We start from the raw sequence: 12,951 nt of genomic DNA on the forward strand, positions 1-12,951 counted from the left end.
GGCCAACGTAACCTAACAAGTGTTTGATAGGTAAGACTCCGTAAGGGTGAGAGCGTGGGAGGGATCAGTCCATGGGTGACAAGTCGATGTCCCTGGAGGACTTCGTGGGCACCGTCGAGTCGGGCATGACGATCGGCATCGGCGGGTGGGGATCGCGACGCAAACCGATGGCACTCGTGCGTCAGCTCCTGCGTTCCGACGTGCGCGATCTGACCGTCGTCACGTTCGGCGGCCCGGACGTGGGGCTGCTGTGCGCGGCGGGGAAGGTGCGCAAACTCGTCTACGGCTTCGTGTCGCTGGACAGCATCGCCCTCGACCCGCACTTCCGTGCCGTCCGGGAGCGGGGCGGTGTGGAGACCGCCGAGTACGACGAGGGCATGTTCGTCACCGGCCTGCGGGCCGCCGCGAGCCGGCTGTCCTTCCTGCCGACGCGCGCGGGCCTCGGCTCCGACGTCCTCACGATGAACCCGGACCTGGTGACGATCGCCTCCCCGTACGCCGACGAGGAGTACGTCGCGATGCGGGCCCTGCGGCTCGATGTCGCGCTCGTGCACGTCAACCGGGCCGACCGGGCGGGCAACGCCCAGTATCTGGGCCCGGACCCGTACTTCGACGACCTGTTCGCGATGGCGGCCGACCGCTGCTATGTGAGCACCGAGCGGATCGTGGAGCCGGCGGATCTGCTCGCCGCCGGGCCCGCGCAGTCACTGCTGATCAGCCGGCTCTTCGTCAACGGGGTGATCGAGACACCCCGGGGCGCCCACTTCACCTCCTGCGATCCCGACTACGGACGGGACGAGGCCTTCCAGACGCACTACGCGTCGGCGGCGCGGGACGCCGACTCCTGGCAGTTGTTCCGCAAGACGTTCCTCGACGGAGACGAACGGGCGTACCACGAGGCCGTGGCGGAGTTCCACGCCAACCGCGAGGGACAGGAGGAGGGGCGATGACGGAGATCACCCGGGCCGAGGTGTGCGCCGCCGCGTGCGCCGACGTATGGCGTGATGCCGGGGAGGTGCTCGCGCACACGGCCGGTGTGCTGCCCTCGGTCGGAGCACGCCTCGCCCGCCTGACGACCAGCCCGGACCTGGTGCTGACCGACGGCGAGGCCTATTTCATGAGCGATCCGCCACCCCTCGGCCGGACCGCCGCGGACGGGGGCGTCGTCGAGGGCTGGGTGCCGTACCGGCGGGTCTTCGACATCGTCGCCAGTGGCCGTCGCCAGAGCATGATGGGGGCCAGCCAGATCGACCGCTACGGGAACCAGAACATCTCCCTCATCGGCGACTGGCGCCGGCCCACGCGGCAACTCATCGGTGTGCGCGGCGCTCCGGGCAACACGGCCAACCACCGCACCGACTACTGGGTGGCCCGGCACACCCCGAAGGTCTTCGTCGAGAAGGTCGACGTGGTCTGCGGCGTGGGCAACGACCGTGCGCGCGGCGCCAAAGGGCTGAGATTCCACCACCTGGGCGTGGTGATCACCAACCTCGCGGTCCTCGACTACGGCGACGACGGGCGGCTGCGCGTGCGCTCGCTGCATCCCGGTGTCACCGCGGAGGAGGTCCACGCGAACACCGGCTTCGCGCTCGACGCGACCGCAGCCCCCGAGACCCGCCTGCCCGACGAGAACGAACTGCGGCTCATCCGTGAGGTCGTCGACCCGCGCGGCCTGCGCGAGCGCGAGGTGAGCCGGGGTACCGGGTCGTAGGACCCGGTACCCCGGCTCACCTCATCGGGGCAATCGGCCTTTCAGCAGGGGGAGTTGGTCTGGGTGAGCAGGCCGAGGCGCCACGGCAGCGTGTTGTAGTCGCCGGTGGCGCTGGGGTTCATGCCCTGGTACAGGTACTGGAGTTTGCAGCCGGGGATGGTGAGTGTCTGGTCGTAGCCCGCGCGGATCATCTCGCCGTGACTGATGTCCTTGGTCCAGGCTCCGGCGGGGAAGGTGGTGTTGTTGGCGCGGGCGAAGGGGTTGCTCTCGGAGGCGGCCAGCGCCGTCCACGAGCCGGTCAGGCTGCCTGCGGTCCAGGAGCGGAACCAGCGCCTGCCGTCCGAGCCGATGGCCTCGACGAGCATCAGGTACTGGTTGGAGCCCTGCACCTTGTAGATGTTGCTCGCTTCCCACAGGGCGTACTTGTTGGAGTCCTGGGCCGCGATGACGGTGTTGGTGAAGCCGTTCGGGAACTGGCCGACGGTCGTCTGCGAGCGGTACAGGTGGCCGTTGTCGTCGGAGGAGAACAGGTAGCAGTTGGCGCTGTCGCAGATCACCCACATGTCGACCCAGTAGCCGGTGCCGATGTTCTGCTTGATGATGTCGGGCATCGCGGAGTAGAAGTTGCGGGGCGCGCTCCACCCGCCCGGGTTGCTGATGTCGGAGTTGGTGGAGTACGAGGCGTTGCCCGTCTGGTAGACGAGATACCACAGCTTCTGCGGGGCGTTGTAGAAGACCTGGGGCGCGGCCCGGTATCCGGTGCCGATCGCGGTGCGGTCCAGGTAGTAGTGCGTGGCCGAACCCGCCTGCGACCAGTCGGTGAAGTTCAGGTAGACCAGGTTGTACCCGGAGGCGCTCGCCGTGCTGGCGAACACGTGGTACTTGCCGTTGTAGTAGACGACCGTCGGGTCCTTGAGCGCCGCGATGTTGTGGGTGGCGTCCGGTTTCGGCCCGATCAGCGCGGCGCTGGAACTCCACTTGAAGCTGGTGGGCAGGGCAGCCGCCGAGGCGCCCGAGCGGGTGCTCGTGGTCTGCGCCGCGACCGTGGCCGCGCTGCCGCCCAGTGCGGTCAGTGTCGCCTGGTAGGCGGCTTTCTTGTTGCCGTTGCGGTCGAACAGCAGCGGGTTGTCCCCACTGCGCCACGAGTCACTGTCCCGGATGCCCCACACCGTGATCCCGGTGCAGCGCGCCACGTTCATACACGCCCGGACGGTGTTCGTGTACGCGGCCGACGATGCCTGGGCGATGTCGAGTTCGGTGATCTGTACGTCCACACCGAGCGCCGCGAAGCTCGACAGCGTGGTCTGGAAGTTCGACGGCGGGCCGCCGGCGCCGAAGTGGGCCTGGAGGCCGACGCAGTCGATGGGCACACCGCGCGCCTTGAAGTCACGCACCATGCGGTAGACGCCCTGGGTCTTGGCGTCGGTCCAGTTCTCGATGTTGTAGTCGTTGTAGCAGAGCTTGGCCGCCGGGTCGGCCGTCCGCGCGGTGCGGAAGGCCTGCTCGATGAAGCCGTCACCCAGCAGGTTCTGGAACACCGAGGCTCGGTGTGTGCCGCTCCCGCCGTCGGCGAAGGCCTCGTTGACGACGTCCCAGGCGTAGACCTTGCCCTTGTAGTGGTTCGCCACGGTGGTGATGTGGTTGTTCATCACGCTGCGCAGCGTGTTCGCGTCGGTGATCGAGCTGACCCAGCTGGGCAGTTGGGAGTGCCAGACCAGGGTGTGGCCGCGCAGGCGCTGCCCGTGCGACGAGGCCTGGTTGGCGATCTGGTCGCCGGGGCCGAAGTTGAACGAGCCGCGCGTGCGCTCGGTGGTGTCCCACTTCAGCTCGTTCTCGGGCGTGACCATGTTGAACTCACGGTTCAGGATGGTCGCGTAGGTGGTGTCGCCGAGCTTGCCGGCGGCCACCGCGGTCCCGAAGTACCGCCCGGACTGGGCCGCCTGGGCGCCCAGAGTGGTGGCGCGGACGTCCGCTCCGGCCCCGGTCGCGGGCACGGCCGAGGCGGTGCCGGTCGCCATCAGCGCGGTCGCGGCCAACAGGCCGAGCGCCGGTGCCCGGCGCCGACTTGCTCGTTTCAGAAGGGTCATCTGCTCTCCTCGTACGGTCAGGTGCGGGATGCGGGTGCGGATGTGTGCCCATTGCCATGTGCGGGTGATGCGGGTGGTGCGATCAGGGGGTGGACAGCTCGAAGCGGGCGATGCGGACCGAGCCGCCGAGCGTCTGCGTGGCGTGGTTGAAGAGGGCGAAGCGGTAACCCATGAAGAACTGCCAGCTGTTGCCCATGGTGAAAGCGGGCCCCAGCCGGACGAAGTCGACGCCGTCGGTGCTGTAGGAGAACGTCCCCGGGCGCGACGACCCGGGCCGGATGTCGGCCGTGGCCCGCAACCAGACCCGGCCTCCGGAGACGCCGGCGCTCGCGGCCTCGTACCCCGTGCCGGTGGTGTTCCAACTGCCGTCCATGGTCAGCCCGTTGACCATCACCAGCCGGTTCGCACCGCCGTCGCGCCTGACGCCGATCCACGCGGAGGAGTCACGCAGGAGCGCGAGTCCGGCCCGGTCGCCGTCCCGCATCGCCGAGAAGTCGAGCTGGACTGTGGCGGTCGAGGTGGGGCCCTGGACGCGGTGGGTGAGGGTGTTGCGGGCCCAGTACAGGTCGTTGGTGACGGTCGCGGTCCGCAGGGTCAGGCCGTTGCCGACCGACCACTTGGTGTTGTCCGGGTTGTGGTTCCACTCCCACTTCGGCTTGAGCGTCGTACCGTCGAACGTGTCGACGCCCGTCATCGGGGCGACCTGCCGGGGCGGCGACGGGACGACGGGACTGGGATACGACGCGCCCCACCCGCCGTTGACGAGCTGCACGACGGGCCAGCCGTCCGAGGTCCAGGTGACCGGCGCCAGGACGGGGACCCGGCCGCCGGGGAAGGCGTCCACGAAGGCCAGGTAGTACCAGGCCCCGTTCTGCGTCTGCACGAGCCCGCCCTGGTGGGGGACACCGCCGCCGGAGAGCGGCCCGGGCAGGTCGAGGAGGACCTGACGCAGGGTGTACGGGCCGAAGGGGCCGCTCGTCGACTTCAGGATGTACTGGCCGTTGGCCGGGCGGGTCAGGAAGATGTAGTGGTTCCCGTTGATCCGGTAGAAGCGGGAGCCCTCCAGGGTGCCGATGCTCGACGGCGTGCTGAACACCTGCTGCGCCCGGACCTGTGTGCGGCCGTCCGCCGAGAGCTGGGCCACGCTGATGGTGCTGTTGCCGTACGCCACGTACAGGGTGTCGTCGGTGTCGACCAGCAGACCCGCGTCGTAGTAGGCCGTGTTGAGCGTCGTGAGCCGGCTCCAGGGACCCTCGACGCTGGTCGCGGTGTAGACGTAGGTGCGGGCGAAGTCGATCTGGCCGAGCCAGTAGAAGGTGCGGTTGCTCGGGCGGTAGGCGAGCGACGACGCCCAGATGCCGCGTACGTAACCGCGGGCGCCGTTCAGGTCGTACTTGGACCCGAAGTCCAGGACTGGCACGGAGTGGCCGGCGAACTCCCAGTTCACCAGGTCGTACGAGCGGAGGATCGGCGCCCCGGGGGAGTAGTGCATCGTCGACGCCGAGTAGTAGTACGTGTCACCGACACGGATGATGTCGATGTCCGCGAAGTCCTGCCAGAGCACGGGGTTCGCATACTGCGCGGCTGCCGGGACTGGCTGTGCGGCTGCGGCTGGTGTTCCGGGCAGGGCCGCTCCCACGACCAGGCCGGTCGCCGTGGTCAGCGTGTTCCGGCGCGTGCAGGATTGATGGAGCCATGACATGTGAGCGCTCCTCTTGTCTGGGGGCTAAGAGGTGTGCGAAGTCGGGCGGTGGCGAGGAACTCGGCTCTCAGTGTTCGCTATATCGAACGATGGCCGTGTCTTCGGGCATCTTGGATACTAGAAGGCGCGCGGCGCGCGTCAATACCCCTCGCATCATTCGCTTTTCATGTCGAAAGGTTTCGCTACTTGTTACCTGTGAGCAGCCGCCGCGGATTGGCGATACGGAAGGCGTACGCCGCCGCCCCGCCCAGACCGAATCCGGGGTGCAGCGGCGGCTGGGCGTAGGGCCGGTCCGAGCCCTGGACGACGGCGCCGGCGCCGAGGGCGCGGACGATCGCGTCGACGGCACGAGGGCCGTAGGACGACGTGTCGACGAAGACGCCCGGGTCCACGTTCCCCTCCGGGCCGCCGCCGCGGGCCGCGAAACGCTCCCCGTGCAGCGGGGCGAGCCCGGCCAGCAGGGCGAAGCACACGCGCAGGTGTGGATGGCGGGGCCGGCCGAAGGCGCGGAAGGCGAACCAGGCGGCGTGCATCTGCTGGACGTACGGGACCATCGCCGGCCACCACCCGGGACCCGCCGGCTCGCCTGCCGCCGGTCCCGGGTGGACGAACAGCGGCAGGTCGCGTTCTTCGAGCAGGTCGAGGAGTGGGGCGCACCGCGCGTAACCGGACGCGTCGGCAAGGGCGTTCGCCGGGAGCTGGAGGCCGGCGAACCCCCGGTCGAGGTCCTTGGCGGTCGCGTTCGCGTCGATCTCCCGGACGCAGGCTGCGGCCCAGGCGTCGAAAGGTTTCGGTAGCGCGGCCGATCCGTCGTGATACGCGTCCAGCAGAGGCCGGGCCTCGGCGGCGGGCAGCCACTCCACGCCGATCGGGGCGGACAGCGAGACGAGCACCCGGCCGAGGCCGTCGGCGGCGGCGAGTTCCGCACGGCCGGCTATGTCGTGGTCGGCGGGCGGGATCTCGTAGGGCGGCTCACCGCGCAGGTACAGGGTCCAGCCGTCGAGGAACGGTGGTTCGCGGCGCGAGCGCAGGGCCGCCACCAGCGACGGGGTCCACAGATGCTGGTGCACGTCGACGCTGGTCATGACGTTCCTCCCGCCGGGGCTGACGATTCTTCCAGCAGCGCGCGCAGCGCGCCCCGGACGTCGTCGGACCCCAGGATGCCCTGACTCACCGCCTCCACGTCCACCCCGCAGGGCCGGTCGTCGTCGAGACGGGGCACGGCCGCCCGGATCGCCCGGTGCAGGAACCGGGGTCCACGCCCCAGGGTGGGCGGCGCCGCCAGGTCCACCGCCTGCGCGGCGACGACGGCCTCCACGGCGAGCAGCAGGCGCAGCCGGGCGAGGATCGTCGCCAGCCGCCGTGCTCCGAGGGACGCGTTGGTCGAGTCGTCCTCGACGGCGTCCGCGCCGTGGCGGGGGTCGACGGACACCGGCGAGGCCAGCATGCGGATCTCGGCGACGAGAGCCTGCGCGGTCTTGGTCAGGGGCGCGAAGCCCGAGCGCTCCGGTCCGTACGGCGAGAGGTTCGCCGGCAGTCCGCTGACCGCGGGGTCGAGCAGTCGGCGCATGCGCTCGGCGGAGATCGACGCCGTCTGGGTCAGGGCCAGGGCAAGGGTGTCGAGGGCGAGGGCAAGCGCCGGGGTGTGGAAGTTGCCGGAGGAGAGGATCTCGCCGGTGTCGGGCAGTACCACCGGGTTGTCGCCGCAGCCGTTCAGCTCCGGATCCAGAGCGGCCCCGGCGAAGTCCAGGGCCGCGTACGCTGCGCCGTGCACCTGGGCCGCACAGCGCAGGCTGACGGGGTCCTGGACCCGCCGCGCGTTGCGCGGATCACCCAGCTCACCGCCGTCCAGCAGAGCGAGCAGCTCGCGCGCGGCGCGGGACTGGCCGGGGGCGGGGCGCAGGCCCAGTACGCGGGCGTCGAGCGGGCTCGTGTTCGCCCGGAAACCCTCGTAGGTGAGTGCCGTGACCGACTGGGCCAGGGCGAGGAGTGCGGCGGCCTCGTGCAGGACGAGCGCGCCCTGTCCGGCCGCCAGCGGGCTCGCGCTGCACAGCACATGCCCGTCCCTGGGGCCGAGTACGGCCGGCGCGAGACCGGCCCGTCGCAGAGCCGTGGCGCCGTCGAGCACCTCCCCGTCGAACTCGGCGCTGCCCTCACCGATGACGACCAGGCCGACATGCGCCAGCTGGCACAGGTCGGAGGCGCCGATCGACCCCACCTCGGGGATCACGGGATGCACCCGCGCGTTGAGCATCGCCACGAGCAGCCGCGCGATCTCCGGTCGCACCCCGCTGCCGCCGCCCGCGATGCCGTTCACCCGGGCGAGAACGGCGGCGCGGACGACGGGGACCGGAAGCGGATCACCGACCGCGTTCGCCCGTCCCCGAACCGTACGGACGCTGAACTCCTCCAGCTCGGCGCGCGGCAGGGCGTAGGAGGAGCGGGTGCCGAGTCCCGTCGTCAGTCCGTACGTCGGAACCTGGCGGTCGACGATGTCCTCGACGACGGCCCGCTCGCGCTCCAGTCGCGGCAACACCCCGTCCGTGAGGGCGACTTGGGCACCGTGGTGGGCGACGGCGACGACATCGTCGTAGGACAGACTCCGCCCGTCGACGAATACCTCGAAGACCTTTGCGATGCCGGTGTCCGTCATGCCGGTGTCCGTCACGAGAAGCGGAGTTTCTGGCCGAGGCCGCGCTCCTCGGCCTTTCTCAGCATGGCGGCGCCCAGCGCGATGTCGGAGAGGGACAGGCCCCGGTGCCAGAAGAGGTTCGTCTCCTCGGGGCTCTCCCGGCCGGGCCTGCGGCCCGCGACGATCTCGCCCAGTTCGCCGTGCAGATTGCTTATGTTGAGCCTGCCGGAGTCCACATGGGCGCGCAGGGCGCCGAACGGTCCGGCGTGTGCCTGGCCCCAGTCGTCGACGACGATCTTGTCCATGATGTCCGTGAGGCTCAGTTCGACCGCGCTGTTCGTTCCGTAGGGCACGACCAGGGCGCCCGGGGCGATCCACTCCGTCTTCAGGAGCGGCTCGGGACGTTCGAGGCGGGACGCCTCCACCACGATGTCCGCGCCCTCCACGCAGCTCTGCCAGTCCTCCGTCACGACGACCGGCTTGCCGAGGTCCCGCTCCAGACGCTCGGCGAAGGCCTCGCGGCTCTCGGGGCGGCGCGAGTGGACGCGAATCTCGGTCAGGTCGAAGAGCCGGTCGAGGAGACGGACGTTCCAGTACGACGTGGCGCGGGCGCCGATGTGGCCGAGCACTCTGGCGTCCGGACGGGCCAGGTGGCGTGCCCCGAGCGCGGTGAGCGCGCCGGTGCGCATCTCGGTGAGGGCGGTCGCGTCGACCACGGCCACCGGCATACCGGTGCGTGGATCGAAGAGGTTGAGCAGAGCCATCTCGGACGGCAGACCGGCCTTGTAGTTGCCGGCGAAGTCGCCCACGATCTTGACCCCGGCCAGCGAGAGCGGGGCGACATAGCCGCGCAGCACGTTGAAGTGACCGTCGAACGCGGCGTCGGGCACGAGGTGGACGCGCGGTTCGATCACCGTCTCGCCCTGCCCCTGCGCGCGCAGCCCGTCCTCGACGGCGTCGAGGATCTCGGCGTCGGTCAGCTCCAGTTGTTCGATGTCCGCGCCGTTCAAAAAGGTGAACCAGACCGGTTTCATGCCGGTGTCTCCCCACATTTCGGACGTCCTGGCCTGATTTCGTGTGATTGTAACGTGCCGTTTACAGCCGAGCATTGACGATTCATTCAGTCACGGATCACTCTGCATGACTATATGCAGTCAGGTAAGGGGCAGCCTTGATCAGATTCGATGCAGTGAGCAAAAATTATCCAAACGGGACGACAGCGGTGGACGGACTGTCGCTGGAGTTGGCCGAGGGTGGCCTCACGGTCCTGGTCGGTCCCTCCGGCTGCGGCAAGACCACCACCCTGCGCATGGTCAACCGCATGGTGGAGCCCACGGCCGGAACGGTGAGCCTGCGCGGCCAGGACATCCGGGAGGTCAACGCCCCCGAACTGCGCCGCGGTATCGGGTACGTGATCCAGCACGCGGGACTGTTCCCGCACCGCACGATCCTCGACAACATCGCCACCGTTCCGCTGCTGCTCGGCTGGAGCCGGAAGAAGGCCCGCGCGCGGGCGGCGGAACTGCTGGAACTGGTGGGGCTGCCGAGCGAGATGGCCAAGCGCTATCCGAGCCAGCTCTCCGGCGGACAGCAGCAGCGCGTCGGGGTGGCCAGGGCGCTGGGCGCCGACCCGCCCGTACTGCTGATGGACGAGCCGTTCAGCGCGGTCGATCCCATCGTCCGGGCGGAACTGCAGGCGGAGTTCATCCGGCTCCAGAAGGAACTGCACAAGACGATCGTGTTCGTCACCCACGACATCGACGAGGCGATCAAACTCGGCGACAAGATCGCCGTGTTCCGCACCGGTGGCAAGCTGGCGCAGTTCGACACCCCCGAACAACTCCTCGCTCATCCCGCCGACGACTTCGTTGCCGACTTCGTGGGGCACGACCGGGGCATTCGCCGGCTGTCCTTCGTGAACGCGGCCGATGTGCCGCTGCGCGACGGCCCGGTACTGCCGGCGACCTCGCCGGTGGCGTCGGCACGGTCCGGTGACGAGCCCTGGGTTCTGGTCGTCGACGACGGCCGACGGCCGCTCGGCTGGGCAGCGGTCGCCGACCTGCCGGACAGCGGCACCCTCGCGGACGTACCGCTGGCACCCCTCGGCCACACCTTCAGCCTCGTCGGCGACTCGGCACGGGCCGCCCTCGACTCGGCGCTCCTGTCGCCCGCCCGCCTCGCGGTGGGGGTGGACGCGCACGGTGCGGTGGTCGGAGTCGCGGACGCCCACGAACTGTCCGCGGGGACAGCCGACGCCGCCGTGACGGACGCCGGTGCCGCCCGCGCCGCCGGGGCGGACGGTGGGAAGCCATGAGTGACGACGAACCGCTCATCCGGTGGCAGTGGATCGGCGATCACGCCGGTGAACTGGCCCACTACACCGGAATCCATCTGAGACTCGGTCTGCTGCCGGTGCTGTTCGGGCTGATCATCTCGGTACCGCTCGGCATCCTCTGCCACCGCTATCGCTGGCTGTACCCACCGGTGCTGACCGTGGCCAACATCCTTTACTCGATCCCGTCGCTGGCCCTGTTCATGATCTTCGTCCGGTACACGGGACTCACCGAACGCACGGTGATGATCCCGCTGACGATCTACACACTGTCGGTGCTGGTGCCCAACGTCGTGGACGGGCTGGCGTCGGTCCCCGAACCGGTCCGGCTCGCGGCCACCGCGATGGGGTTCGGCGCCATACGGCGTGTCGTCCAGGTCGAACTGCCGATCGCCGTACCCGTGGTCATCGCCGGCGTCCGTGTGGCGGCCGTGTCGTCCATCAGCCTGGTCGCGGTGGGACAACTGATCGGCCAGGGCGGACTCGGGTACTACATCACCCGTGGTCTCCAACTCGACTTCCCGACGCCGATCATCACCGCGATCGCGCTGATCATGCTGCTCGCACTCGCCACCGACGCGACTCTGGTGCTCGCACAGCGGCTGCTGACCCCGTGGTCCCGGAACAAGGTGACGGCGCGATGAACGACTTCCTGAACCAGATGCGGCTCGTGGGGGACTGGCTGACGTCCTCGAAGCAGTGGCACGGCGACGACGGCATCCCCCACAGGCTCCTCGAACACCTCACCTACAGCGGTCTGTCCCTGCTGTTCGCCGCCCTCATCGGGCTGACCCTCGGACTGCTCGTCGGACACACCGGCCGCGGTGCGTTCGCCGTGGCCACCGTGGTGAACCTGGCGCGGGCGATCCCCACCTTCGGTCTGGTGGTCCTCGTCGTCACCCTCGCGGGGCTCAGCACGACGCCCGTACTGGTCGCCCTGGTCGCGCTGGCGGTCCCGCCGATCCTCATCAACACCTTCGAGGGCGTCCGGGGTGTGGACCCCGCCACCAGGGACGCGGCGCGCGGGGTCGGTATGACCGAGTGGGAGGTCCTGGTACGGGTGGAGGTGCCGATGGCACTGCCCCTGATCCTCCTGGGCCTCAGGGTCGCCGCCATCCAGGTCGTGGCCACCGCGACCGTCGCGGCCTACCCCGGACTCGGGGGCCTCGGCCGGTTCATCGTCGACGGGCTCTCCCGTAACGACTACGAGCTGGTCATCGGCGGCTCGACCGTCGTCGTCGTACTGGCGCTTGTCGTCCAGGTCGCCTTCACCGCGCTGCGGCGCGCCATCGTCTCGCCGGGCCTTCGGGTCTCGCCGTCGAAGTCCTGAGTCCTCCGAACCCTTGATTTTCCGAGCTTCCAGGCTCCGAGAAAGGAAACACCCCATGAGCACCATCCGAGGCATCCACCGTGGCGCCGCGTTCGGCCTGATCGCCGCGCTCTCGCTCACCGCCTGCGGTGGAGGCGACGACAGCGACAGCAACCCGCTGACCGGCGACAGTGCCGGCAGCGGCAGCGGTAAGTCCATCGTCGTCGGCTCGGCGAACTTCCCCGAGAACCAGCTGCTCGCCGAGATCTACGCCCAGGCTCTGGAGGCCAAGGGCCTGAAGGTGACCAGAAAGTTCGACATCGGCGCCCGCGAGGTCTACTACGACCAGGTCGTCAAGGGCGGCATCGGTGTCTTCCCGGAGTACAACGGCGCCCTGTTGGCGACGGCGGTCGACAAGACCAGCACCGCGACCAGCACGACGGACATCAACGCCGAGCTGAAGAAGAAGCTCCCGTCGTCGGTGGAGATCCTCGACTCCGCCGCGGCCGAGGACAAGGACTCGGTGACGGTCACCTCCGAGACCGCCGCCAAGTACAACCTCAAGACCCTCGCCGACCTCAAGCCGGTCGCGAAGGACATGACGATCGGCGCCGGTTCGGAGTTCAAGACCCGCACGCAGGGCGGAGTCGGCCTGAAGACCGTCTACGGCGTCGAGTTCGGGAAGTTCCAGCCGCTCGACGCGGGCGCCCAGAGCACCCTGCTGAAGCTGCTGAAGTCGGACAAGGTGCAGGCGGCCAACATCTACACGACAGACCCCGGCATCGTCGAGGACAAGCTGGTGGTCCTGGAGGACCCGAAGAACCTCTTCTCCTCGCAGAACGTCACGCCGCTGGTCTACAAGTCGGCGGTCGACGACACGGCCAAGGCGGCCCTCAACGGCATCTCGGCCAAGCTCACCACCGAGGACCTGGTGGAGATGATGAAGAAGCTGGTCAACGACAAAGAGGATGCCAGCGCCGTCGCCAAGGAGTGGCTGACGAGCGCCGGTCTCGTGAGCTGACCCGGTTCGGCTGTGGCCATACCGTCCGCCCTCTCTCCCGCCCGGCACTCGGGCAGGAGAGAGGGCGCTCCGATGCCGCTGGGGCAGGTTCTGCCGGAGGCCATGTGTGACGCTCTGCCGGACGCGCAGGCCCACCCGGCGGAGTTCGACGCGCGGG

The 12,951-nt window shown here is 69.3% G+C and carries 11 protein-coding genes; 6 read left to right on the top strand and 5 right to left on the bottom strand.

Annotation, left to right across the window (positions count from 1 at the left end):
- Positions 1-71 precede the first annotated feature (71 nt).
- Together G3I71_RS24115 and G3I71_RS24120 are read left to right on the top strand one after the other, a co-directional pair.
- On the top strand, positions 72-950 hold the full coding sequence (locus G3I71_RS24115; RefSeq protein WP_164317154.1) for a CoA transferase subunit A: 879 nt from the start codon (positions 72-74) through the stop codon (positions 948-950).
- Entirely contained in the window at positions 947-1,711 is a 765-nt protein-coding gene (locus tag G3I71_RS24120) for a CoA-transferase subunit beta (RefSeq protein ID WP_164317155.1), read from the top strand. Before G3I71_RS24115 ends, G3I71_RS24120 begins: the two co-directional genes overlap by 4 nt.
- 41 nt (positions 1,712-1,752) lie before the next feature.
- Here G3I71_RS24120 and G3I71_RS24125 read toward each other — a convergent pair whose 3' ends face one another.
- From G3I71_RS24125 to G3I71_RS24145, 5 genes are all read right to left on the bottom strand, one after another.
- Positions 1,753-3,798, bottom strand: a complete 2,046-nt coding sequence (locus G3I71_RS24125) for a non-reducing end alpha-L-arabinofuranosidase family hydrolase (protein WP_164317156.1) — start codon at positions 3,796-3,798, stop codon at positions 1,753-1,755.
- An 82-nt stretch (positions 3,799-3,880) separates the two neighbouring features.
- Positions 3,881-5,500, bottom strand: a complete 1,620-nt coding sequence (locus G3I71_RS24130) for a glycoside hydrolase 43 family protein (protein WP_164317157.1) — start codon at positions 5,498-5,500, stop codon at positions 3,881-3,883.
- Positions 5,501-5,682: 182 nt separating this feature from the next.
- Complete coding sequence (locus G3I71_RS24135) at positions 5,683-6,585, bottom strand: amidohydrolase family protein (protein ID WP_164317158.1); 903 nt, start codon at positions 6,583-6,585, stop codon at positions 5,683-5,685.
- Positions 6,582-8,153: a histidine ammonia-lyase gene (hutH, locus tag G3I71_RS24140; RefSeq protein ID WP_164317159.1), complete on the bottom strand. Its 1,572-nt coding sequence runs from the start codon at positions 8,151-8,153 to the stop codon at positions 6,582-6,584. Before hutH ends, G3I71_RS24135 begins: the two co-directional genes overlap by 4 nt.
- Before the next feature lie 11 nt (positions 8,154-8,164).
- The gene (locus tag G3I71_RS24145) at positions 8,165-9,166 is read right to left on the bottom strand and encodes an ornithine cyclodeaminase family protein (protein ID WP_164317160.1); all 1,002 of its coding nucleotides are present in this window, start codon (positions 9,164-9,166) and stop codon (positions 8,165-8,167) included.
- 137 nt (positions 9,167-9,303) lie between these two features.
- Between G3I71_RS24145 and G3I71_RS24150 the strand changes: the two genes are divergently transcribed.
- From G3I71_RS24150 to G3I71_RS24165, 4 genes are read left to right on the top strand one after another with little or no spacing between them, the layout of a single operon-like run.
- Positions 9,304-10,446, top strand: a complete 1,143-nt coding sequence (locus G3I71_RS24150; protein WP_164317161.1) for an ABC transporter ATP-binding protein — start codon at positions 9,304-9,306, stop codon at positions 10,444-10,446.
- Positions 10,443-11,108 carry an ABC transporter permease gene (locus G3I71_RS24155; RefSeq protein WP_164317162.1) on the top strand — a complete coding sequence of 222 codons (666 nt, stop codon included), beginning with the start codon at positions 10,443-10,445 and terminating at the stop codon, positions 11,106-11,108. The genes G3I71_RS24150 and G3I71_RS24155 overlap by 4 nt, the downstream gene beginning before the upstream one ends.
- Complete coding sequence (locus G3I71_RS24160; RefSeq protein ID WP_164317163.1) at positions 11,105-11,794, top strand: ABC transporter permease; 690 nt, start codon at positions 11,105-11,107, stop codon at positions 11,792-11,794. The genes G3I71_RS24155 and G3I71_RS24160 overlap by 4 nt, the downstream gene beginning before the upstream one ends.
- Positions 11,795-11,849: 55 nt before the next feature.
- Entirely contained in the window at positions 11,850-12,794 is a 945-nt protein-coding gene (locus G3I71_RS24165) for an ABC transporter substrate-binding protein (RefSeq protein WP_203731177.1), read from the top strand.
- The last annotated feature ends 157 nt before the right edge of the window (positions 12,795-12,951 follow it).

This window comes from Streptomyces sp. SID12501 (genome assembly GCF_010550245.1).
Taxonomy (GTDB): domain Bacteria; phylum Actinomycetota; class Actinomycetes; order Streptomycetales; family Streptomycetaceae; genus Streptomyces.